Below are 23,000 nucleotides of genomic sequence, written 5' to 3'. Positions count from 1 at the left end.
GCTCCTTTTTGGAGCGGATCTTTTTTTCTATCAAAAAGTGAGGTGAATGCGGTATGCGCATTTTACATACAGCTGACTGGCACCTCGGCAAAACGCTGGAAGGCAGAAGCCGGCTGAGCGAGCAGGCCGAGGTATTGGAAGAGCTGAATACCATTGTCAAGGAAGAAAACATTGATGCGGTCATTATGGCGGGGGATGTATTTGATACGGTCAACCCGCCTGCGCTCGCTGAACAATTGTATTACGAAAGTCTTTCCGCGCTTTCTGACGGCGGAAAACGACCGGTCGTCGTCATTGCCGGAAACCATGACAATCCCGACAGGCTGGCGGCGGCTTCTCCGTTAACAAATGAGCGCGGCATTCATTTAATCGGCTATCCGCGGACAGAACCCGTGCATATTGAGGTGCCGTCGGCGGACGAGCTGTTAGCCGTAGCCGCGCTGGCATATCCGTCAGAGGCGAGATTAAACGAAGTGCTTTCTGATACGTTTGAGGAAAAGCTTCTTCGCGATCATTACGATGTCAAAATCAGAGAGGCGTTTGCTCACATGTGCGGACTGTGCCGGGACGATGCCGTGAAAATCGCGGCGAGCCACATTTATGTCGCGGGGGGAAATCAGACCGATTCAGAGCGTCCGATTGAAGTCGGGGGCGCTTACACAGTTGCCGCTGACAGCCTGCCGGCTGGTGCGGCTTACGTGGCTCTCGGCCATCTCCACCGTCCGCAAACGATCAAGCGCGCCAAGACGGCTGCCCGTTATTCAGGCTCTCCGCTCGCATACAGCTTTTCAGAAGCCGGTTATGCCAAATCGGTCACGGTGGTAGAAGCGAAGCCCGGCGGAGAAGCGAAGTGGGAAGAGATTTTCCTGTCTTCCGGTAAACCGCTCGTCAAATGGAAAGCGCAGGGGCTGAGCGAGGTTCACGGCTGGCTCGATGAAGGGCGTGACCGGAATGCCTGGATCGACCTTGATATCCATTTGACGGATCAGCTTTCTCTCGAGGAAATTCATCGGCTGAGAAAGGCGCATCCCGGCTTTATCCATATCAGGCCGGTTTTTGAAGAAAAAGAGACCGGCAATGACCGGATTGAAGTGAAACACACATCAATTGAGGATCGATTTAAGAAGTTTTATGAAAAACAAACGGGCGGCGGCGTGCCGGATGAGGAGATGGTCAAGCTGTTTTTAGAGCTTGCGTCAGCAGATGATGAGGAGGATGCGACATGAAGCCGATTCTGTTAACGATAAAAGGGCTCCACAGCTTCAGGGAGGAACAGACCATTGATTTTGCCGGACTGTCAGGAGCCGGGGTGTTCGGGATTTTCGGGCCGACGGGAAGCGGAAAATCGTCGATCCTTGATGCCATGACACTCGCTTTATACGGAAAAGTGGAGCGCGCCGCAAATAATACGCACGGCATCCTGAATCATGCCGAAGATCAGCTCGCCGTCTCATTTACATTCGCGCTTCAATCCGGCCACCGGGTTTCCTACAAGGTCGAGCGCGTTTTTAAGAGAACGGATGAAACGAAAGTAAAAACCGCCCTCTGCCGCCTGATTGAAATCAAAGACGAACAAACGGTGCTGGCCGATAAAGCGAATGAAGTGAACAAAAAGGTAGAGGAGCTTCTTGGCCTGACCATTGACGACTTTACAAGAGCCGTCGTGCTGCCGCAAGGAAAGTTTGCCGAGTTTCTGTCGCTTAAAGGCGCGGAAAGAAGACATATGCTCCAGCGCCTGTTTAATCTGGAACAGTACGGGGACAGGCTTGTCAAAAAATTGCGGAGGCGGGCGCAGGAAGCGGCAGCGAAAAAAAATGAAATGCTGGCCGAACAATCCGGCCTCGGAGACGCAGGAGAAGATGCGCTGAAGCAGGCTGAACAGCAGTTTCACGAAGCGAACGAACGGCTTGAAGAAGCTGAGAAGAAACGGGTCCGGGCAAAAGAGCGTTTTGAGAATCACCAGGAAATTTGGAACTTGCAGACAGAAAGAGATGAATATGAGCGCCGGGAGAAAAAGCTTGAGGAAAGACGCCCGTACATCACGGATTTGACTGAGCGTCTTAAAGAGGCGGAAACAGCTCTCGCCCTTGAGCCGTACGCAGACCGTTACACAGAAGCCGTCCGCCGGAAGCAGCGCGCCGAACAGGAACACGAACTGGCCAAACGGAAATCAGAGGCGGAAACCGTTTCATTTACCCGGCAAAATGAAGCCTATGAAGCATGGCGGGCCCATAAGGCCGAACAGGAGCCGAAGCTTGTCAAGGAAGAAGAGCTGTATCAAAGACTTTCAGCCATTGAACAAAAACTGCTTGAAGCGAAAAAAGAAGCGGAAAAAACAAATGCGGAACACAGCAAAAAAGAGGAAGAATACGAAGCCGCCTCGAAACAGCTGGCCGGAGTGAAAGACCGCCTGACCCGCGGTAAAAACAGGCAGAATGAGCTGAAAGAAGAGCTGAAAGCAGTTCAAGTGACCGCTGATGAACGGAAAAAATGCCAGACCGCAGCACAGCTGGCGGCGGGCTTTCAGCAGACACAGGAACAAATCACGAAAGAACGGGCCAATCTGACAACGCAGCTGAAAAACGTGGAGAAGCTGAACGGAGAAAGCGAGTCGCTCACAGCGAAAGCGAAAACGGAAGAGGAAGACATTACGCACGCTTATCAAACGCTTCAAACCGTTTACCATATGGTCTGTGAAACGGAACGTTCACTGAAAGCCGCAGCCGAACGGGCTGACAAAACGCAAGCCGATCTCCGCAGGCGCTCAGAGGAAGCGAGAACGGCTGCATTAACAAAAGAATTATCGGAAAAACTAATCGAAGGAAAGCCTTGTCCTGTATGCGGCTCGACGCAGCATGACCGCCCGCGTTCCGCTCATGAAACATTCTCGCCTGATACGGCTGTACAGGAACAGTTGCAGCAGGTTGAAGCGCTGCTTTCTGAGGCGGCGGCTCTTTCTCAGGAAGTGCTGACAGCCAAGGTTGCATTAGAAGAGCAGTCGGGGCGTTTTACCGAAGAATGTCCGTTTCTGCAAAGCGCCCGGGTTCCGGAGCTGGAAGCCGCTTCTTCCATCAGCGGACGCCCGCTTGATGAAGCGTTCAGCGCCGTCCGCTTGGAATGGAAACAAATGAAACAGGATATGCTGTCGGTAAAAGAGAAGGTCACAAGACTGATCAGCGCGCATCAGCAGACGGTGAAACAAGCTGAGCAGCTGGCCGAACGAATCCGCTACGAGGAAAAAGAAGCCGACCGTCTCAGACATTCATTAGAAGAGCTTGAATCGCTGTCAGAAAGCCGATTGAATCAGTACAACGAAGTCTGCGGTGATATTCCGCCAAACCGGATTGACGCCTGGCAGGCTTCGATAGATGAGAAGGACAGGCAGGCAGAAGAATGTGAGAAGCGCATTGAAACAAGCATCGCATTCCTCAAGGAACATGAAGAGGAGAAAGAACGCCTGCAGGAGATGAAGCATCGGCTTGAACGGGAACGGCTCGAGCTTCACTATGCGTCTGAGCGCCTGCAGCAGGTGATTGACGGATATGAACAAGAGCTCGGAACAGCAGCTGAAGAAACATCAATTTCCGCAAAGCTTGAAGCGGTGCGGCAGGAATTACAGCTGTTAAAATCGAAAGAGCAGTCCCTATTCGACGCGCTGAAGCAGGCGCAGCAATCACTGAATGACGCAAAAGGCCGGGAATCCGGGAGTCTCATGTCACTCAGGGATGCTGAGACCTCCCTTGAGAAAGCGCAAAACGACTGGCGCTTGAGGTCAAAAGACACCGGATTTACCGAGCCGGACCAAGTCAAAAAAAGTCTGCTTCCGCAAGGGCGTGCAGAGGAAATGAAAAAAGAAATTGATGAGTTCCTGGACACCTCAAAACAGCTATCGGCAAATATCAGCCGTGTTACTGATAAATTAGCCGAGCGCCGGATATCAGAGGAAGAATGGACAGCATCCGTTTCTCTGCTGAAGCAGGCAGAGGCTGAGTCAGGCGCCGCCATGGAGGAAAAAGGAGCACAGGCAAAAGCCTTCGCGGTTATGCAAAAACAGCATAAGCGCTTTAAAGAGATTGAAGCCGAACTGAAAAGCTGGCAGACACAGATTGACAGGCTTGATAAGCTCCAGTCTGTATGTAAAGGCAATACATTCGTCGAATTTTTAGCGGAAGAACAGCTGGAAAGCGTGGCTCGGGACGCCTCTGCCCGTCTCGGAGCGCTGACAAGGCAGCGGTACGCCATATTAGTCGATTCAGAAGGCGGTTTCGTCATGCGTGATGACGCGAACGGAGGCGTCAAACGGCCCGTATCAAGCCTTTCCGGCGGGGAGACGTTTCTAACATCGCTGTCGCTTGCGCTTGCCTTGTCCGCCCAGATTCAGCTGCGGGGGCAATACCCGCTGCAATTCTTTTTCTTAGATGAAGGATTCGGGACTCTTGACCAAGGGCTCCTAGACACCGTTGTCACAGCGCTCGAAAAGCTGCAATCGGACAACTTATCCGTCGGAGTGATCAGCCATGTGCAGGAGCTGAGAGCGCGTCTGCCGAAAAAATTAATCGTTCATCCGTCCGAACCGGGCGGGAAAGGCACCCGGGTCACATTGGAGATCATGTAGAAAGGAGAAGGAATTATGGCCGATTCTGCCGAGGGCACATGTGAATTATGCGGCCGTCATCATGTGCGGCTGACGGAGCACCACTTAACGCCTAAGGAAGAAGGCGGGACATTCCTTCCGACCGCAATGCTCTGCATCCCTTGTCATAAACAGGTTCACGCGCTCTATACGAATCAGGAGCTTGCGGCAAGGCTCGCGGGAATAGAAGAGCTGCGGCGTGACCCGAAACTCGCGCGGTTTGTGAAATGGATCAGAAAACAGCCGCCAAAAAAGCTTGTAAAAACAAAAAAAGCAAATGAACGAACATAACGCTGAACCAAAAGCAGCCCTCTTCTGAAAGAGCGGCTGCTTTTTAGGCGTTTCCGACCACATTTTGATCGCTGACATCGGGGTCTATATAGTTTGTCGCATTGACAACGTTGTTTAATAACAGGAAATCTCCGGTATTGCCTGCTCCCGAACCGAGCGCAGATTTAGAAGAGCTTTTTGGAGAAAGGTAAAAGGAATCACCAAAGTTTACGACTCCGCCCGATATGGAATTGATAGCTATAGGTCCGGTAATTGCTGGCATAAACGACACCCTTTATAGAAGTCTCACCGTCATTATATGTCAGGGCTGCTGTGATTGTGAGCTTGATGTGAAGATCTGCCTAATATGTTTCAGCCGCGAATCTCCCAGAACGATCGACGTCGATCCGATTTGAACCACGGACGCTGACGATACCCCTTGAACTTTCACATTCCTTACCCGAATTGAAGGGTTTTCATGGCAGAATGCGCTTTGGACTCCCGTTTCCGGTAACGGCATGACGGCCGGCTGCCGAAAGATCTGGTATTCTTTTTTGTTAAATGAGCCTTCATCGTCTCTGTATAAGGCAATAGTACGCTGATCGGCCAATACTTTGACCCGCATATTGATTTCATTCGTATCGCCTGCTTGAAAGACACTCGCAATCCCGACTGAATTGATTTTGGCGTTCCGGAGGCGTGAAATGCGCTTTAACATTATTCCGGCGCCAGCGGCACATAAGGCCCGATAATAAGAGATTCCGGAGGCGTGTCAAAGATGGAAGACAGATAGACGGAATCGGTGTCGCCGATTAATAATAAGGAAGAACTGGACACACCGGTAGACCGGATGTCGCCGACTTCAATATTCCGGTTAATCACTGTAAAAATCATGACGGATCATCACCTTTCATTTCACCAGGTATGTGCTTAATAAAGTGCTCGACGGCCCTGACAATATCACGCTTCACATGTTCGGCAATCTGCTCGGCATATTGCGCGGGCGCCGTATTTTCTTCTTTCGGGACATGGGACAGATAATACTGAATCCGGCTGTCCATCTGCTTTCTGATATCTTCAATAATATGATATTTGTTCGCTTCGTCCAGCCTGCTCTCATACTGAGTTTCGAGCTTCTCTAAAAGCGCGGGGATTTCTTCATTCAGATACATATCGACGTTTTGGCGGATTTGCTGCATTTGCTGGCCCGCCTGTTCCTGCTGCATCATTCCGACCTGCGGAGATGTCTGGCCGACTTCGAAGTTTTGCACGGCATTCGGATCAGTCGGATTCAATCCGATATTCAGCGTTCCTTCCAGCCGTTCAATTTTCAGCTGATCAAATTTATACTCGAGCCGATCGATTCTTGTAGAAGGCTGCTGCTTCAGCGTTGAAATTTCATTTTGGAATTCTTTCAGCTGCCGTTCGAGCTCCTGAATCTGCTGCGCCTGCTGCTGGACGAAAGAATTTAAATTCTGCAGGTAGGATGAAACGGATTGATCATACATGACATTCACCTCGCGTCTCGTTTCCTTCATTAAAACTACCGGCTTGGCGGCTGGAGCGGTACAAATGATGAGGTGCCGGGACCTCCCCCTGTTGTTACAGTCTGCTGCCCCGCGGTGACAGGCGGCGCCGGCTCAACATAACTCCCTGTATTGTACAGATTGGAAAGAGATTTAATTGAACCGGCGCTTCCGATTTGCAGTATGGAGGAATTGCTGACAGATTCTACACGCATGTAATTGATATGGATCGACTGATTGACGTAAAAGTTCATACGGCGCCTCCTTTATGCGTTTCCTGCCATCGGCTGATCGATTACATCATTATCGTACACATTCGTTGAATTCCTGTAATTCGTCAGTGTGAGATTGTCTCCGGTATTGAAGCTGCCCGCTCCGGCAAATGTCTTAACCTCTGCTTTTGGAGAAATGGTGATGCAGTCGCCTATATGAACGACTCCGCTCGTACCGACGGCATTAATTTTAAACGCTCCGACAATTGCGGGCATACGAGCACATCCTTTTCGTGAAGATTTTCATGACTGCACTCCAGGAGCTTATCTGGGCTGCCTGCCTAAAATAGCTTATGACAAATGCACATTTTTGTGAGCGGAAAAAACTTTAGACGTAAAAACACCGGCGCTATACGCATGCCGGGCCTTATACATAAATGATACAGATTTATATACACATCACGTTTATGAGAAAGCCTCTTTTTTTCCTGCGGTGCGGCCGTGCTCAATCTGTACGGACGGGTTCAGCCCGCTGTCTTTCGTTTGTTGGATGAGCCCGCCCCGGCACCCGTTTAAAAGGCTGTCCAGCTCCTGGCTGCACCTGATGGTCTCCGTCGCATTGATTCCGAATTTTTGCGCTGTCTCGAATAAAGTTAATCTTTTTTCTTCAATTTTGTTCATCGTGTGATCTCCAATTCTCGATTATTTTGGAAAACATAGGATGATAATAGTATAACCCATTTTGTCCAAGAAGGTTTTATTTCGTCAATATGACTAAAAAAGTGACAATTTTTGATACTCTTTTACACTTATTTTCAGCCTGTTTAAAAGAGGAATTTCCCGCCCGGAGGAAGAATACATAAAGGAATGCCAGATTTAAAAATGATGGGGGATTAACATGAAATTTGCGACAGGGGAACTGAACAGCCGAACATTTGTCGGTCTGATCATTGATGATGACAAAATCTTAGATCTGCAAAAGGCTGAAAAAAAATTGTTTGAACTTGAGACGATTCCGGGTTCGCTGATCGAGTGCATTCAAAAAGGAGATAAGTTTGTCGCGCATGCCGGACAGCTTGCGGAATGGGCGAAAAAACCGAATGACGAGTCGGGTTCATTTATGTATGCGCTGTCTGACGTAAAGCTTTGCGCGCCTATTCCGAGACCTTCAAAGAACGTGATCTGCATCGGGAAAAATTATCGTGATCATGCCGTTGAAATGGGGAGTGAGGCTGATATACCGGAGCATCCCATGGTTTTTACGAAAGCCCCGGCTGCCGTTACAGGACACGGAGAAACAGTGGACAGCCACTTGGACGTAACGGAGCAGCTTGATTATGAAGGGGAGCTTGCGGTAATCATATCAAAAAGCGGATCGCACATCTCCAAAGAACATGCGCTTGATCATATATTCGGCTATACCATTGTAAATGATATAACAGCGCGCGATCTGCAGAAAAAACATAAACAGTTTTTTATCGGCAAAAGCCTGGATACGACATGCCCGATGGGCCCGGTCATTGTACATAAGTCGGCCGTCAGTGATCCGCAAAGCCTGAAAGTTGAAACGCGGGTGAACGGAGAACTGCGCCAATCAGGATCAACGGGGGACATGATTTTTCCGATAGCTGAATTAATCGAGACGCTGTCAAAAGGGATGACGCTTGAAGCCGGTGACATTATAGCGACGGGGACGCCGTCCGGTGTCGGAAAAGGGTTTAAGCCGCCGAAATTTTTAAAGCCGGGGGACCGCATTGACATTACAATTGAACCGATCGGCACGCTGTCGAACCAAATCGGATAATTGTGTGTCTTTCGCACGATTGATAATGCTCCGAGCGGCTTGTTGTGGTACCATAAGTGAGGCAGATTGATCTGATAGGGGGAATTGAACATAATGACACATTGGCATATTACTTCATGGGTCGTTGCGCTTATCCTGGTGTTTGTCAGCTACGGGCTGTACGGTGCCGGAAAAGCGAAGGGCGCAAAAATTACGCATATGATTCTGCGCTTATTCTACATTATTATTATTCTGACCGGAGCTGAGCTTTTCGTCCGTTTTGCGAATTGGAACGGAGAATACGCCGGAAAAATGCTGCTCGGCATCATTACCATCGGACTGATGGAAATGCTCGTCATCCGTAAGAAAAAAGGCAAATCAACCGGCGGACTGTGGATCGGTTTTATTATCGTGCTCGTCCTGACGGTGCTGCTCGGCCTTCACTTGCCGATCGGCTTTCACGTATTTTAATCAGTCGCTTGAAAAACCCGGATGCATCCGGGTTTTTTTAGTTGCGCATACATTTTGCGCAACTGTGCCAGCGTCAATCACTCTCGTTACCGCAAAAGCTACGGCTGTAAAGGGTAAAAGCAAACGCCGGGCGTCAATCAGCGTGAAAAACAAAGCTAAATACATCAGGCGGCACCTATTTAAAAGTGCCGCCTGTTTGTTACGCGGTGCCGTCTTGTTTTGCCGCTGAATACATAATGGAGCGCCGCCCGTCAGATGCCGTCCATTCAAATCTGTCGTGTTTACCCGAGCTGCCGCGGTGATGCTGCAGGGCGCATTGTGCGTCATCCGCCGAGAAGTGATAAAACGAAACGCCTTCACCGGAAAACAGCGCCTGATTGTAGGAAAATACGCAATCATATACAGACAGGCCGAACCCGTGAAGATGGCTGAGAAACAGCAGAAACGTTTCATCGTCCAGCGAATCGAGCAAGGTTAACAGCGGCCGTTTGACCGCCTTTTCATAACGGATTTCTTCCCCGCCGAGCAGGGGGATGGTGTCTGCGCCGATTTCGGCCGCACCGCCGCAAATCCGTGCCGGCTGCCATCTGCCGCCGCGTTTCATCAATACGTCTGCGTTTCCTAGACTGTCTGCAAGCAGGATATCGCCTTCATCGTTTTCGACGAGGCAGATGCCGTCCTCTATTATCAGGGTGCCGCGCCCCCATTTGTTTTTTTCTGAGAAAAGCTGTTTTCGTTTCATAACCGTGCCGGTCTCCTTTGTTTGTTTCTTCTCTTCCGTTCTTTCCAAATCGAGCTTGTCTCATACAACTCTTAGTGGGACAAATCAACTATCTGCGTTTCTTTGCATAAACTGGGTAAAGTGCTGATAGAAACGAATTTGATACCGACAGAAACGGGATTGGAGCTGATATCACATGTGTGGAATTGCGGGTTGGGTCGATTTTCAAAAGCAGCTCGTCCAAGAGAAACATATTATGAACAATATGATAGACACTCTTTCAAAACGAGGGCCTGATGATTCAAACGTCTGGGGAGAGCCCCATGTTTTATTCGGACATAAAAGACTTTCGGTCGTTGACATTGAAGGCGGCCGCCAGCCGATGGCCTGCACGCATCAAGAGGAAACGTACACCATCATTTATAATGGCGAGCTGTATAACACGGAGGAATTGCGGAAGGAGCTTCAGGCGAGGGGCCACCGTTTTGAGAGGACCTCTGATACAGAAGTGCTGCTGCACAGCTATATTGAGTGGCGGGAGGAGTGCGTGGACCGCTTGAACGGTATTTTCGCTTTTGCCATCTGGGATGAAAAGCGCAAGCGGCTGTTCGGGGCAAGAGACCGGCTCGGCGTCAAACCGTTTTTTTATAAAGAACACGGCTCTTCCTTTCTGTTTGGGTCGGAATTGAAAGCCATCCTTGCTCATCCTGATGTGAAAGCCCGCACAGACAGCGGCGGACTTGCGGAAGTATTCGGACTCGGGCCGTCCAGAACTCCGGGCTGCGGGGTGTTTAAAGGAATTCACGAGGTGCGTCCCGCTCATGCGTTCACTTTCTCAAAGGACGGTTTGTCCATATGGCGTTATTGGAATGTAAAGAGCGAAAAGCATACAGACAGCTTCGATGAAACCGCGGCTCACATTCGGTACTTATTTCAGGATGCAGTGACACGCCAGCTCGTATCTGACGTGCCGGTTTGCACGTTTTTATCAGGGGGGCTTGATTCGAGCGCGATAACCGCGATAGCCGCCGCTCATTTTGAGAAACAAGGCAGAGATCCCCTTCATACTTATTCAATTGATTATGAGGAGAACAGCAAATTTTTTAAAGCGAGCGCCTTTCAGCCGAATGATGACGGCCCGTGGATCGATAAAATGACAAATGCATACGGCACACAGCATCATAAGTGCGTGATTACGCAGGATCAGCTGGTTGAACATCTGGAGGAATCCGTTCTCGTCAGAGACCTGCCGGGCATGGCTGATGTTGATTCCTCGCTATTATGGTTCTGCCGGGAAATTAAAAAAGATTTTGTCGTGAGCCTTTCCGGAGAATGCGCGGACGAAATTTTCGGCGGATATCCGTGGTTTCACACCGCGGCAGAAGAAGACGGATTTCCTTGGATGAGGTCGACTGAGGAGAGGATCACGCTCTTGGATGAAAAGTGGCAAAAACGGCTGAATCTTAGAGAATACGTGAATGCGAGATATGAAGAAACCATTGCGGAAACGCCGCTGTTAGACGGTGAGACGGGAACAGATAAAGCGAGACGGCAGCTGTTCTACTTAAATATGCTTTGGTTTATGACAAATCTGCTCGACCGCAAAGACCGCATGAGCATGGGCGCAAGTCTTGAAGTACGGGTGCCGTTCGCCGACCACAGACTTGTGGAATACGTTTGGAATATTCCTTGGGAAATGAAAATGCATGGCAGCCGGGAAAAAGGCATCTTGCGGAAAGCGCTTGAAGGACTGCTTCCTGAAGATATTTTGTACCGCAAAAAAAGCCCTTATCCGAAAACGCATCACCCGAAATACACGCAGGGGGTCACAGAATGGCTGAAAACGATTTTACAACAGAAAGATTCCGTGCTTCACACCCTGCTTGACAGAAAGAAGCTGGAAATGCTGCTGGAGACAGAAGGTTCATCTTTTCAGGTTCCGTGGTTCGGCCAGCTGATGAAAGGCCCGCAGCTGATCGCCCATCTTGCCCAGATCCATACATGGTTTGAGGCGTACCGTATCGATATAGAAGAATAACAGTGCCGCGACCGGTTTCCGCTGAAGGATATCGGTCTTTTTATTGTGAAACATATGGTACACTAAAAAACAGAGGAGTGATACCATGACCGAATACGAAACATGCGCCCAGCTTGCCGAGGCGCACTTTCCTTTATATAAACGGACTTTCTCATCCCTGCCGCCAAAAAACAGGCGGGCCGCATGGGCGGTGCTTGCTTTGTTTCACGAAGCTGACCGGCTTGATGTGCAGGAACTTGGGAGATTTGAACAGGCGGCACAAGACTTTCTGAACGGGGCACGCGCCGACGGCTTTTTGTGGGAGGCGCTCGCCGATGTGCGGCAGCAATTTGCGCTTGAAGAAGAGCCGTTACGTGAGTTTATCGCCGGCCAAATCTCTGACAGAGAAAAAGTAACTTATCAAGAGTTTGATGACCTGCTGATGTACGCGGGCCAAACAGGCGGAGCCCTCGGCCTGCTTCTGCTGCCGGTTTGCGCGCGCCGGAACCAAGAGAAACTCCGCCATGCAGCCGTTTCATTAGGAGCAGCCATTCAGCTGACCCGGGTGCTTCTGGGGGTCCATACGGATGAGCGGGCGAAAAAGCGTCTCCCGCGCCAGGTGATGAAGCAATTCGGCTATACGGAAGAAGAGCTGGAGAGCCATACCGTCAACAAAGCTTTTATGAATGTATGGGAGTACATCGCATTCGAGGCCGAGGCGTATTTCGAGGAGGCGTCTGAAGAGCTGGAGCTGTTTCCGTTATACTCAAGGCCCGCCGTTACCGGTTTGCTGGCACATTACCGGTCAGAGCTCGGTGACATGAGAAAACAGCTTTCGCAAGCATAAAAAAACGCCCGGCTTCTTAACGAAGCTTCGGGCATTTATGCAATCCCTTTTTGAATCCAAATCCGCGACCGCCATCTTCTGTACATAAGAATGCCCCTGACCCATTCATCCGCGATAAATGAAATCCAGATGCCCATAAGCCCCAATCCGAAATGGATGCCGAACAGATAAGCGAGAGGCAGTCCGATACCCCACATGGAAATCATCGCCATGTAAACGGGGAATTTTGCATCTCCGGCAGCCCGCAGCGAGTTGATAATAATGACATTAAATGAACGGCCGGGCTCAAGAATGATCGTCATGGCGATCAGCATGCTCGCCGTCGCAATAATGTCAGGGCTGCTTGTGAAAATTCCGATCAGCTGCTTTGAAAACAAGGTCATGATCACGGATGTCAAAGCGGCAATGCCAAGCGCCCAGTACAGACTTTTCATGCAGCGGTCATAAGCGTCGTCAAACCGTTTGGCGCCGATATATCTGCCGATCAAAATCTGTGTGCCCTGGCTGATCGCCGTTCCGAACAGCAGGATAAACATGGTGATGTTTTGTGTATAAACCTTTGTTGTAAGCGCCTGAGCGCCCATAATGGCGATAAAATAAGTGACAACCATTTGTGAAATGTTGTAAGACAGCTGTTCGCCGGCAGACGGAATCCCGATTTTCAGGAGTTTCCGCAAGTGCTCTTTATGAACGTGAAAAATCTTTTGCCATGTCAGACCGAGTCCGATGCGTTTTTTGACGATCACAATCATCGCGATCAGTCCGATGATCCGCGCAAAGGACGTTGACATCGCAACACCGGCGACGCCTAACACAGGAAGGCCGAGCGGCCCGAAAATGACAAGAAAGTTTCCGGCAATATTTAAAATATTCATCCCGATCGTAACGAACATGGTATCCTTCGTATGACCGTAGCTTTTTAAAATGGCGCTGAATGTCATAATCAAAGCCTGAATGAAGGACAGCCCGCCGACCACCTGCAAAAAGACTTTGGCATCCGGCATCAATTCATTGGAAAGACCCATCACATGAAGCAGCGGAACGGCCGCAAAAAATATGGCGGCGCTGATGGCGAGACTGATGACAAAGTTCGCTCCTATTGATACATAAGCCACTTCCTGCGCCTCTTTTTTCTGTTTAGATCCTAAAAACTGTGAAATCACAATTGTCGTACCCGTTGCGATAAAGCTGAACATCACGATAATTAAATTTAAAATCTGATTGCTGACACCCACGGCCGCCACACTGTTGTCAGAGTATTGGCTAAGCATAAGAGTGTCGGCGTTTCCCATAAACATATATAATGAAACCTCAATAAATATCGGCCAAGTCAGCGCGTATAATGAGAGTTTGTGATCAGAGGATTGTTTGAACGCAGCCCGTTTTAAAATCGCTTGTTTCATTTCTTTTAACCCCTTTCCTGACAAAATCAACGTTTAAAAGTGTACCTCCATTTTCTTATAATAAAAAGGGAGAGAAACGAAACTTCTTGCAAAAATCCGACTTAAAAAGGAGGGCCGAAAATATGTCCTTTCTCGAGTTCACAGTTCCTCCGTTCCCGGTCTTTATCGCTGCGGGAGAAGGAGTGTTCAAAAAAGGCGAAACCCATGTGAGACGGGTCTTCCCGGTGTTTGATCTGCTGTATGTGAAAGAAGGCGTCCTCTACATTACAGAAGACGAAAACGCCTTTTCCGTTGAAGCGGGAGAATATATTCTGCTTTCTCCCGGGCTTGAACATTACGGGACAAAAGGCAGTGAAGAAACGACATCCTATTCGTGGCTTCATTTTGAAGGAGCGGATTATGAGGTGACGGAAACAACCGGGAACAACTGGTCGGAGCTGAGGCGAAAAAAAGGGAGCTTTGAAGAGCCGTCCCGCTACCGCCTGTCCCTGCCGCAAAAAGGGAAGGTGAGACGCCCGCAGTTTATGGCCGGGCAATTCAGTGTGCTGACCGATGACAGCGCAGAGAACTCCGATCTGCCGCTCAGAAAGCAGATTCTGTTTGAAGAGCTGCTGCTCCATCTTCAGAAAGAAGCGTTCCAAATCCCGTCCGCAAAGGAAAGAGTCGCATGGGAGGCCGCCCGGTACCTGCAGGAGCACTATCAGGAGAAAACAACCATCAAAGCGCTCTCTTCGGCTCTTCATTACAACCAAGACTACGTGACCCGCTGCATGCAGCAGGTGCTCGGCGTCACGCCGGGCCAGTATACGAACAAAGTCAGAATGACGGAGGCGAAACGTCTTTTGTCCGCAACCAATGACAAAATGGGGGCGATCGCGGACGCCATCGGCATGGAGGACCCAACCTATTTTTCCAAACTGTTTAAACAGATTGAAGGCATTTCGCCGCTTGAATACCGCAAATTCGTAAGCCGGAAAACGGACTGACCTAATACCAGAGAACAAAAAGAGGGATCGGTAAGCATGAAAATGACAATTTACGACGTGGCCGAAAAAGCGGGCGTCTCCATCTCGACGGTCTCGCGGGTCATCAACAATACGGGGAGGATCAGTGACAAAACCCGCCGGATGGTGCTCCGTGTCATGGAGGAGATGGACTATCATCCGAATGTTCACGCATCCGCTTTGACGGGCAAAAAGACGAATATGATCGGCCTGATCACCCCGGATATTTCAAACCCGTTTTTCGGGGAACTGGCGAAAAGCATTGAAGACAGCGCCGGTGCACTGGGATTTCATATCATTATCTGCAGCACCGATTATCAGCCTGAAAAAGAAACGAAGTATTTTTCGATGCTGCGGCAGAAGCAGGCGGACGGCATTATTTTCGCGACGGGACTTGATCATGATGACAGCGTCACAGCGCTTGATGATATGGTGAAATCGGGCATCCCGCTTGCGATGATTACGCAGGATAAACCGCTCGCGCCGATGGACGTCGTCATTATCGATGACTTTCTCGGCGGCTATACGGCGGCTGAGCATCTCATATCTTTAGGCCATAAAAGAATTGCCTGTATCGTCGGCAACGGTTCGACGACGGGTGAAAGAGGCAGAATCAAAGGCTTTCGAAAAGCGATGCGGGAAGCGGGGATGACACTAGATGAATCGCTGATCATACCGACGGAATATTCGCTGGAAAGCGGAAAACAGGCAGCGGGCGAGCTGTTTGACAGAGACCTTCCGACCGCCGTTTTCGCCTTTAATGACGTCTTGTCATGCGCGGCGATACAGGCGGCGCGCTCCCGGGGCATTCGGGTGCCGGAAGACTTGTCGGTCATCGGCTTTGACAATACCATTCTCGCTGAAATGACGGCACCGCCGCTCACGACGATTTCTCAGCCCATCCGCGAAATGGGACGGCGTGTCGTTGAACTTCTCATTGATGAGATTCAAGGGAAGAAAAAAACAAAAAGCAAAATCATTTTATCTCCGGAACTCGTCATCAGGCATTCTACGGCACCGGCAAAAACGCGCCCTCAGCGATAAGGCGCGTTTTTTTCTGTGAAAAACATTGTCAAACGAGAGAAAAGCATTGTAAAATTAAAACAGATTTGAGAAAGCGCTTGCGCATATACTGCGGATTACAAGAAAAGAAAGCAAACAGCTTGGGTTATAAATAAAGCGCTTTCAAAATGATGATTTCTGTTTAATAAGGGAAACCGCTTGCGCCATTGCGGCATGCGGCCTCAAGAAAAAAGGAGCGGTGATAGATGACAGATCAAGTCAGATGTGCGGTGCTGGGATTAGGACGATTAGGGTATTTTCATGCGAAGCATTTAGTCAGCGAAGTGCGGGGAGCCGAGCTTGCGGCCGTCTGTGACCCGATGAAGGGAAAGGCGGAAGCGTGTGCGAAAGAATTAGGAATCGCCAAATGGACGGAGAATCCGTATGACCTGTTGGAAGATCACACGATTGACGCCGTCATCATTGTCACACCGACAAGCACACATGCGGAAATGATCATGAAGGCTGCTGAAAACGGCAAGCACATCTTTGTTGAAAAGCCGCTCACCCTGAGTCTTGAGGAATCTAAAGAAGTCATGAAAAAAATCGAAGAAACGGGCGTCATCTGCCAGGTCGGTTTTATGAGGCGGTTTGATCCGGCATACGCCGACGCGAAAAGAAGAATCGACGCCGGGGAAATCGGCAGGCCCATTTATTATAAAGGATTTACAAGAGATCAAGGCGCACCGCCCGCGGAATTTATCAAACATAGCGGAGGGCTTTTCATTGACTGTTCGATTCATGATTACGACATCGCGAGATATCTCATGAATGCCGAAGTTACGTCCGTCTGCGGGCACGGGAGAATTTTAAAGCACCCGTTCATGGAGGAGTGCGGCGACGTTGATCAGGCATTAACGTATCTTGAATTTGATTCGGGCGCGGCCGGCGATGTGGAGGCAAGCCGAAATTCTCCGTACGGGCATGATATCCGCGCCGAAATTATCGGGACGGCGGGAAGCATCTTGGTCGGAACGCTGCGGAAAAGCCATGTCACCATTTTAACGGAGTCAGGCAGCAGCTACGAAATTATTCCGGATTTTCAAGCCCGCTTTAAAGACGCTTACCGTCTGGAGCTTGAGCACTTTGCCGAATGTGTGAAAAAAGGGGAAACGCCGATTGTGACAGACGTCGATGCCACGATTAACTTAGAAATCGGGATCGCCGCGACGGAATCGTTTAAAACCGGAAGGCCTGTAAAGCTTACCCCGGGCGCCTTCGGCTATGCCGGACTATGATAGATTCGAAGTGAAAAAGCAAAGGCCCGGGAGGCCTTTGCTTTTTTATGATTCGTATGAGAAAAAAATGTAGTCAGTCGGCACGCTTTTATAGCCCATTTGGTGAAGCATCGCGCTTATATTGCCGCGATGGTATGTGCCGTGATTCACAACATGCCGGATCACATCGGCATATGTCGTCCGGAGCGTTCCCATGCGTGGATGAGAAATGGAGATCGGGCCTTCCGTGTTCTCCAATTCTCTTAAAAATTCGCTGTATTCTTTGTCCAGTTCAGTCATTCTATGTTCAATCGCCTCAAAATCTCCGTCAAGCTTTTCAAATTGATCAAACTGCGAGACGATTTGTTCGTAAGTTTCTCCGTAAAGCACGTGAAGCCAAATGTAATCAGCCCGGTATATATGCACAAGCACGGCGTTCACAGTCGGAAAAACACTATCCAGTTTCTGCTGTAAGCTTGCCGCGGGCAGGGTCTTCAGATGCTGAATAACCTGCTCATTTGCCCATCTGTGGTAGTGATACAGCTTTAAAATGTCTGACATTCCAATTCCCCCTCTTCCTTCCGTACATTCAACATGACCTGGCCGAATTCCTTTTATCGAAACAAAAGCGCCGCAAAATAAAAAGCAGCACCCCACATCACCAATGCCGAGCATTTATTCAGGATGCCGCCCGCCGTTTCGTTTAATAAAAGATCACGTCACAATGGCTCCGAGCGCTTCTGCGAATGTCACGGCATGAGACGGAGAGATGCGGCATCCTTTCAGCTTATCAAGCGAGACGTGCAGATGATCAAATGTGCACGTGCTGATATCCATATTAAAAAGAGACGTGCCGATGAAGTTTGCGCCGTTCAAATCACAGACGTCAAGATCTGTGTATTCAAGAACGGTATCATTCCACTCACTTTCTGATAGGCCGCACGTGTCAAACCGGACATGCTTCATATTGGAATAGCTGAAGGAGCTGTAATGTGCGAGGCAGTCTTCAAACCGTACATGACGCATGGCGGAATCCGCCAGATTCAAGCCGAGAAGTTTTGAATGCTGAAACGCCGTTCTATGGATGATGCTTCCGCTGAAATCAGCGTTTGAGACATCACATTTGTCAAACAGGACATCCGTACATTCCATATGTCTGAAAGAGACATCCGTAAAAACGGTGTTTCTGAAAATGACTTTATCGGCGCGCAGGCCGTCCAGTTTGCCGTTTATCACGGCGTTTTCTATGACGACTTCTTTTATGAGGTCGTCCTGAAGCGCTTCAGTGAAAGAAAGCACCGGCAATTCTTTCGGGATTTTCGGTTTTTGGATCGTATTCATCTCGTACTCCCTTTTCTAAACATAATAGCTGAAACCGGCAATTGGCAGATATCGCTTTCGACCCTGCCACCCTTGCCGAATGGCGTGTTGCTTACTGAACAAAGGGTAATATCAAAGCGGGATCGCGTCAATAGCGGCGCTTATAAAAGCTTCATTCCGTTTGAACGTCATCCGCCCGCTGAAAGATAAAAACAAAGCCCTGATAAGAGGGCTTTTGTCTGTTTCAGGCGAGTTCTTTATACATGATCACATGCGGGCCGATGCCGGGTATGTCAAAGGGGCTGCCCGTGCTTTTCCAGCCGAGCTTTTCGTAATATCCCTTTACGTGACATCTGGCGTTGCACCAGACAAGCGCCGCCCCCATATCTGCCAGTTTCCGTTCCGCATAGGCGATTAACGTGCTTCCCGCTTTTTGCGTCCGGTATTCCTCAAGCGTCGCCATGCCGCGCAGCTGGTAGGCGGGCGCTGCCTGTAAAGCCTGCTGGTTCTGCGGGTAGAAAGAAGCGATGCTGATCAATGTTCCGTCGTAAAAACCTCCGAGATGAAAGGCTCCTTTGACGCTGTCCTGATCATATTTACAATCCTCAATCGTCTGATGGGGGCGCAGCACGCTGTGTCTGATCGCGTATGTGTCTTCTGCGGTGATGGGTTTTACTTCAACCATGAAAAAATCCTCCTTTGCTTGATTCTTTTTCTGTATCGTACCATGAAAAAGCCGCCTGTCATATCAGGCGGCTTCTTTCGCGTCAATGCAAATATACATCAGCCCGCTTTTCATCCTTTTGCTTAATATAAGCTGCAAGCTCTGACGTCAAATCAGAACGGAGAAACGGGGTGATTAAATAAATTCCGTTAAACAGTTCGCACGCCGTGTCGAGAAGCGACTTGGCGATGGCGAGGCCTTCGGCTTTCTGCTTTCGCTTGTCTTCGCCGGCGAGCGCCATTTTTTCGCGGATGCTGTCTGACAGCTTAATGCCCGGGATTTCATGATGAATGAACTCTGCGTTGCGGCTGCTCGTTAACGGCATGATTCCGATATACACCGGTGTTTTGAGATGCTTCGTTTCATGATGAATGTCAATGAGCTGCTGCTCCGAGTAGACAGGCTGGGACACGAAGTAGTCAGCTCCGCACTCGATTTTTTTCTCCAGCCGTTTGACTGCTTTATCAAGGTGGCGGACATTCGGATTAAATGCTCCGGCTACGGAAAAGTTCGTTTTCTTGCCGAGCGGTTTCCCTGATAAAGAAATGCCCTCGTTGAATTGTTTAATCAGCCTGATCAAGTCAAAGGACGTTAAATCATAGACGGAGGTAGCCCCCGGAAAGTCGCCGATTTTTGAAGGATCGCCCGTGATGGCTAAAATGTCGGTGAGCCCGAGCGTATCCAGCCCCATTAAATGTGACTGAAGGCCGATGATGTTGCGGTCTCTGCATGTAATGTGAACGAGAGAACGGATATCAAGGCGCTCTTTCAGCAATGAACCGCAGGCGGCATTGCTGATCCGCGGTGTCGCCAATGAATTGTCAGCGAGCGTCAGCGCTTCTATGCCGGTTTCTTTTAATTCAGCCGCTGCTTGCAGAAATTTGTCAAAATTCAATTTTTTCGGCGGATCAAGCTCTACGATAATTGACCGTTTTTGAGCGGCGATTTCGTTTAAACCCGGCTCGGTCCGTTCATTCCGGACGGAGATGACTTCTTCTTCCCGTCTGATTTTCACTTCTTTATCAGTGACGGGAGAAAGTCCGCGGACCGCTTCAGCCATGGCTCTGATATGGTTTGGCGTCGTACCGCAGCAGCCGCCGATAATGCGCGCGCCCTGAGTGCGGAACTGTACGGCGCTCTCCCGGAAATAGGCATCGTCCGTATCATAAACAAGCCGGCCTTCTTCTAAAGACGGAAGGCTGCTGTTCGGATAGACCGATAAATAAGCGTCACGGAAAATCGGCACTTCGGTGAGCGCTTCAATCATGTGGTACGGGCCGAGCCGGCAATTGATTCCCGTTATGTCAGCGCCGAGATCGGCAATGGACCTGAGGGCTTCCCGAAGCGGCGTTCCGTCCTGCAGCACGCCCTGTTCGTGCATGGATACGTTCAGCATAATCGGAAGTTCCGTTTCTTTTCTCGCGATCTTCAGCACTTCGCGGGCCTCTTCTAAATCATAGTATGTTTCCAGAAGCAGACCGTCCGGCTCTTCGTGCAGCAATAAATAAAGCTGCTCCCGAAAGCTGCGTTTAATCTCCTCCAGGCTGTAGGCGTTTTTGTTAAAGGTGCGGATGCCGCCCATCGTTCCCAATACATAAGCGCCGTCTGAGGAAGCGCGCGCGATTCTGACCGCCTCCTGATTGATTTTTTTCGTTTCATCCTCAAGTCCGTATCTTGAGAGCTTAATAAAATTCGCGCCGTACGTATTTGTCTGGATGATGTCTGCCCCGGCTTCCACGTAAGCCTTATGTATCCGCTTGATTTCTTCGGGCTTTGATACGTTCAGTTCCTCAAAACATCTGTCAATGCCGTAGGAATAGAGGAGAGTGCCCATCGCGCCGTCCCCGATTAAAATCCGTTCTTCTAAGTCTTGTAATAGTCCCATTGTTTGCCTCCTTCATCACATTCAGCAAGGAAAAAAGAGAAATAAAAAAAGTCTTCTTAAGAAGAAGACTTTGTAATCATTTGTCTCTCTTCTTATCTTCCAAGCTGTTTTTAGCTTGCTGGATTTAGCACCTTGGTCATGGTTTGGGTAAACCACTACACCGGTTGCTGAAGCGTCGTCGGGCCAGTCCCTCGGCTTCTCTTGATAAGAACGTTCATGTAATTGTCATGGGTTTCCAAAACTTAACTGTGAAAATCCCTTTCTCCAAATTTACCGAAAATAGAGACAATAATCAATAGGAATCACATAATTTATCTAAAATTAATAAATTGAACGTCAATCGGCAGGTCTGCTCCGCGGACGGCTGCAATAATCTGCTGCAGATCATCTTTATTTTTTCCGGTGACGCGCACTTGGTCGTCCTGAATCTGCGACTTGACCTTCAAGCCGGAGTTTTTAATCACCGCGTTGATTTTTTTGGCATTGTCTTTATCAATGCCCTGTACAAGCTTCGCGCGCTGGCGCACCGTGCCTCCAGTTGCATTTTCGATTTTGCCGTATTCAATGTTTTTCGTCGGCACGTCCCGTTTGATCAGCTTGCCGCTCAGCACATCTTTGAGCTGATTCAGTTTAAACTCGTCATCAGAAATCAGGACAAGTTCTTCCTTTTCTAACTTCACATCGCTTTTCGATCCTTTAAAGTCATAGCGCGTGCCGATTTCTTTCAGCGTCATCTGAATCGCATTCTGCACTTCGGGAAATTCAACTTTGGATACAATATCAAAAGAACTTTCTTTTGCCATGAGAAAACCTCCTATAACATTTCACTTATGAGTTGATTATAGTAGAATAAAGAGAAATGTCCAACAGCATAAAGCATGAATTTATGCATATTGGAAAAAATGAGAAAAACATCAGCCTCATACGGGCGAATCAGGAAGGACGATAACATGAGACCAGGGCAGCAGCTCACGCTTAGTATAGATCACCAAACCGATTTCGGTTATTTTTTAACCGACGGCGAGGATACGGTTCTTTTACATAACAGTGAAATCACAGAGGATATCGAAGACAGAGATGAAGTGGACGTATTTATTTACGTCGATCATCAGGAAAGACTCGCGGCGACGATGAAAAAGCCGCTCATCAGCTTTTATGACTACGGATGGGTGGAAGTGACGGACGCTGTGGAAGATATGGGCGTATTCGTCGACGTCGGTCTGTCAAAAGACGCGCTCGTCGCAACGGAGCACCTGCCTCCGTACAAATCCGTCTGGCCGCAAAAAGGAGACAGACTGTATTGCATGCTGAAGGTGACAAGCCGCGGGCGCATGTTTGCCAAACCGGCGCCTGAGGATATCATCAGTGAATTATTTACGGATGCAGAGGAAGACGTCATGAATAAAGACCTGACAGGCACGGTGTACAGACTGATTGCATCAGGATCTTTTCTGATTACCGATGAAGGCATCCGCGCGTTTATTCACCCTTCAGAAAGAAAAGAAGAGCCGAGACTCGGCAGCCGCGTGACAGGGCGTGTCATCGAGGTAAAGGAAGACGGCTCCGTCAACATGTCCCTGCTGCCGAGAAAGCAGGATGCGCTTTCGGTTGACGCGGAAGAGATTCTGACCTACCTGAGATCAAGAAACGGCGCGATGCCTTACGGAGACAAAAGCCATCCTGACGATATCCGCGAACGGTTTCATTTAAGCAAAGCCGCCTTTAAGCGGGCGCTCGGGCACCTGATGAAAAACGGCAAAGTGTATCAGAAAGACGGCTGGACATACGAAAAACAATAAATGTTCTGCAAAAACATCGGTGAACCAAAACCGATGTTTTTTATTTTCTCAAAAGCTGCTATATTCCTCATTTGTTTAACATCCTGTTTTATTGAAATAAAATATT

At 49.2% G+C, this 23,000-nt stretch carries 25 protein-coding genes and 1 riboswitch; of the genes, 11 read left to right on the top strand and 14 right to left on the bottom strand.

Features of this window, described 5'->3' with window-relative positions; translation table 11 throughout:
* Nucleotides 1-53 precede the first annotated feature (53 nt).
* From sbcD to ACNFN4_RS11650, 3 genes are read left to right on the top strand one after another with little or no spacing between them, the layout of a single operon-like run.
* On the top strand, nt 54-1,226 hold the full coding sequence (gene sbcD / locus ACNFN4_RS11660) for an exonuclease subunit SbcD (protein WP_014417369.1): 1,173 nt from the start codon (nt 54-56) through the stop codon (nt 1,224-1,226).
* Nucleotides 1,223-4,615 (top strand): exonuclease subunit SbcC, encoded by a 3,393-nt coding sequence (gene sbcC / locus ACNFN4_RS11655; protein WP_448200188.1) that lies wholly within the window; start codon nt 1,223-1,225, stop codon nt 4,613-4,615. The genes sbcD and sbcC overlap by 4 nt, the downstream gene beginning before the upstream one ends.
* Nucleotides 4,616-4,630: 15 nt before the next feature.
* Nucleotides 4,631-4,924 carry a hypothetical protein gene (locus ACNFN4_RS11650; protein ID WP_017417418.1) on the top strand — a complete coding sequence of 98 codons (294 nt, stop codon included), beginning with the start codon at nt 4,631-4,633 and terminating at the stop codon, nt 4,922-4,924.
* A 43-nt stretch (nt 4,925-4,967) separates the two neighbouring features.
* On the opposite strand, the gene ACNFN4_RS11645 is transcribed toward ACNFN4_RS11650, so the two are convergent.
* The 7 genes from ACNFN4_RS11645 to ACNFN4_RS11615 all read right to left on the bottom strand — a co-directional run bounded on the left by ACNFN4_RS11645 (nt 4,968) and on the right by ACNFN4_RS11615 (nt 7,322).
* Nucleotides 4,968-5,186 carry a spore germination protein gene (locus ACNFN4_RS11645; RefSeq protein ID WP_003155143.1) on the bottom strand — a complete coding sequence of 73 codons (219 nt, stop codon included), beginning with the start codon at nt 5,184-5,186 and terminating at the stop codon, nt 4,968-4,970.
* 39 nt (nt 5,187-5,225) lie between these two features.
* A complete protein-coding gene (locus ACNFN4_RS11640) occupies nt 5,226-5,621 on the bottom strand; it encodes a spore germination protein GerPE (protein ID WP_029973169.1) in 396 nt (131 codons plus the stop codon).
* The gene (locus ACNFN4_RS11635; RefSeq protein WP_003155141.1) at nt 5,621-5,797 is read right to left on the bottom strand and encodes a hypothetical protein; all 177 of its coding nucleotides are present in this window, start codon (nt 5,795-5,797) and stop codon (nt 5,621-5,623) included. Before ACNFN4_RS11635 ends, ACNFN4_RS11640 begins: the two co-directional genes overlap by 1 nt.
* Nucleotides 5,794-6,411, bottom strand: a complete 618-nt coding sequence (gerPC, locus tag ACNFN4_RS11630) for a spore germination protein GerPC (RefSeq protein WP_014417373.1) — start codon at nt 6,409-6,411, stop codon at nt 5,794-5,796. Before gerPC ends, ACNFN4_RS11635 begins: the two co-directional genes overlap by 4 nt.
* 35 nt (nt 6,412-6,446) lie before the next feature.
* Nucleotides 6,447-6,683: a spore germination protein GerPB gene (locus ACNFN4_RS11625; RefSeq protein WP_007409164.1), complete on the bottom strand. Its 237-nt coding sequence runs from the start codon at nt 6,681-6,683 to the stop codon at nt 6,447-6,449.
* Nucleotides 6,684-6,695: 12 nt separating this feature from the next.
* Nucleotides 6,696-6,917: a spore germination protein gene (locus tag ACNFN4_RS11620; protein WP_003155135.1), complete on the bottom strand. Its 222-nt coding sequence runs from the start codon at nt 6,915-6,917 to the stop codon at nt 6,696-6,698.
* A 189-nt stretch (nt 6,918-7,106) separates the two neighbouring features.
* Complete coding sequence (locus ACNFN4_RS11615; protein WP_014417374.1) at nt 7,107-7,322, bottom strand: aspartyl-phosphate phosphatase Spo0E family protein; 216 nt, start codon at nt 7,320-7,322, stop codon at nt 7,107-7,109.
* 217 nt (nt 7,323-7,539) lie between these two features.
* Here ACNFN4_RS11615 and ACNFN4_RS11610 point away from each other — a divergent pair, with 217 nt between their 5' ends.
* Both ACNFN4_RS11610 and ACNFN4_RS11605 read left to right on the top strand, forming a co-directional pair.
* Complete coding sequence (locus ACNFN4_RS11610) at nt 7,540-8,445, top strand: fumarylacetoacetate hydrolase family protein (RefSeq protein ID WP_031378473.1); 906 nt, start codon at nt 7,540-7,542, stop codon at nt 8,443-8,445.
* Between the two features lie 93 nt (nt 8,446-8,538).
* Complete coding sequence (locus tag ACNFN4_RS11605) at nt 8,539-8,895, top strand: YisL family protein (RefSeq protein WP_003155128.1); 357 nt, start codon at nt 8,539-8,541, stop codon at nt 8,893-8,895.
* A gap of 199 nt (nt 8,896-9,094) precedes the next feature.
* Here the strand turns inward: ACNFN4_RS11605 and ACNFN4_RS11600 are convergent, their stop codons facing one another.
* On the bottom strand, nt 9,095-9,637 hold the full coding sequence (locus ACNFN4_RS11600) for a DUF2777 family protein (RefSeq protein WP_039063060.1): 543 nt from the start codon (nt 9,635-9,637) through the stop codon (nt 9,095-9,097).
* Nucleotides 9,638-9,812: 175 nt separating this feature from the next.
* Between ACNFN4_RS11600 and asnB the strand changes: the two genes are divergently transcribed.
* Together asnB and ACNFN4_RS11590 are read left to right on the top strand one after the other, a co-directional pair.
* Nucleotides 9,813-11,654 (top strand): asparagine synthase (glutamine-hydrolyzing), encoded by a 1,842-nt coding sequence (gene asnB / locus ACNFN4_RS11595; protein WP_022553578.1) that lies wholly within the window; start codon nt 9,813-9,815, stop codon nt 11,652-11,654.
* Nucleotides 11,655-11,739: 85 nt separating this feature from the next.
* The gene (locus ACNFN4_RS11590; protein WP_022553577.1) at nt 11,740-12,480 is read left to right on the top strand and encodes a squalene/phytoene synthase family protein; all 741 of its coding nucleotides are present in this window, start codon (nt 11,740-11,742) and stop codon (nt 12,478-12,480) included.
* Nucleotides 12,481-12,515: 35 nt separating this feature from the next.
* On the opposite strand, the gene ACNFN4_RS11585 is transcribed toward ACNFN4_RS11590, so the two are convergent.
* Nucleotides 12,516-13,883, bottom strand: a complete 1,368-nt coding sequence (locus ACNFN4_RS11585) for an MATE family efflux transporter (RefSeq protein ID WP_003155121.1) — start codon at nt 13,881-13,883, stop codon at nt 12,516-12,518.
* Between the two features lie 122 nt (nt 13,884-14,005).
* Between ACNFN4_RS11585 and ACNFN4_RS11580 the strand changes: the two genes are divergently transcribed.
* From ACNFN4_RS11580 to iolG, 3 genes are all read left to right on the top strand, one after another.
* Nucleotides 14,006-14,869 (top strand): AraC family transcriptional regulator, encoded by an 864-nt coding sequence (locus tag ACNFN4_RS11580; protein ID WP_044053084.1) that lies wholly within the window; start codon nt 14,006-14,008, stop codon nt 14,867-14,869.
* 36 nt (nt 14,870-14,905) lie between these two features.
* A complete protein-coding gene (locus tag ACNFN4_RS11575; protein ID WP_448200187.1) occupies nt 14,906-15,931 on the top strand; it encodes a LacI family DNA-binding transcriptional regulator in 1,026 nt (341 codons plus the stop codon).
* A 224-nt stretch (nt 15,932-16,155) separates the two neighbouring features.
* Nucleotides 16,156-17,187, top strand: coding sequence for an inositol 2-dehydrogenase (iolG, locus tag ACNFN4_RS11570; protein ID WP_017417427.1), 1,032 nt, complete (start codon nt 16,156-16,158; stop codon nt 17,185-17,187).
* A gap of 45 nt (nt 17,188-17,232) precedes the next feature.
* Here the strand turns inward: iolG and ACNFN4_RS11565 are convergent, their stop codons facing one another.
* The 5 genes from ACNFN4_RS11565 to ACNFN4_RS11545 form a co-directional block, all read right to left on the bottom strand.
* Nucleotides 17,233-17,727 (bottom strand): DinB family protein, encoded by a 495-nt coding sequence (locus tag ACNFN4_RS11565; protein ID WP_022553575.1) that lies wholly within the window; start codon nt 17,725-17,727, stop codon nt 17,233-17,235.
* A 153-nt stretch (nt 17,728-17,880) separates the two neighbouring features.
* The gene (locus ACNFN4_RS11560; protein WP_100261688.1) at nt 17,881-18,507 is read right to left on the bottom strand and encodes a pentapeptide repeat-containing protein; all 627 of its coding nucleotides are present in this window, start codon (nt 18,505-18,507) and stop codon (nt 17,881-17,883) included.
* Between the two features lie 223 nt (nt 18,508-18,730).
* On the bottom strand, nt 18,731-19,171 hold the full coding sequence (locus ACNFN4_RS11555; RefSeq protein WP_007409151.1) for a GNAT family N-acetyltransferase: 441 nt from the start codon (nt 19,169-19,171) through the stop codon (nt 18,731-18,733).
* A gap of 82 nt (nt 19,172-19,253) precedes the next feature.
* Nucleotides 19,254-21,095 carry a bifunctional homocysteine S-methyltransferase/methylenetetrahydrofolate reductase gene (locus tag ACNFN4_RS11550; RefSeq protein WP_014417388.1) on the bottom strand — a complete coding sequence of 614 codons (1,842 nt, stop codon included), beginning with the start codon at nt 21,093-21,095 and terminating at the stop codon, nt 19,254-19,256.
* Nucleotides 21,096-21,184: 89 nt separating this feature from the next.
* Nucleotides 21,185-21,306: riboswitch (SAM riboswitch) on the bottom strand.
* A 100-nt stretch (nt 21,307-21,406) separates the two neighbouring features.
* The gene (locus ACNFN4_RS11545) at nt 21,407-21,898 is read right to left on the bottom strand and encodes a YajQ family cyclic di-GMP-binding protein (protein WP_014417389.1); all 492 of its coding nucleotides are present in this window, start codon (nt 21,896-21,898) and stop codon (nt 21,407-21,409) included.
* A gap of 99 nt (nt 21,899-21,997) precedes the next feature.
* Here ACNFN4_RS11545 and ACNFN4_RS11540 point away from each other — a divergent pair, with 99 nt between their 5' ends.
* On the top strand, nt 21,998-22,894 hold the full coding sequence (locus tag ACNFN4_RS11540; RefSeq protein WP_186313215.1) for a CvfB family protein: 897 nt from the start codon (nt 21,998-22,000) through the stop codon (nt 22,892-22,894).
* Nucleotides 22,895-23,000 lie beyond the last annotated feature (106 nt).

The organism is Bacillus sp. N1(2025) (genome assembly GCF_053470005.1).
The sequence above is the reverse complement of the archived record's forward strand: the minus strand, read 5'-3'. Positions and strand labels throughout refer to the sequence as shown.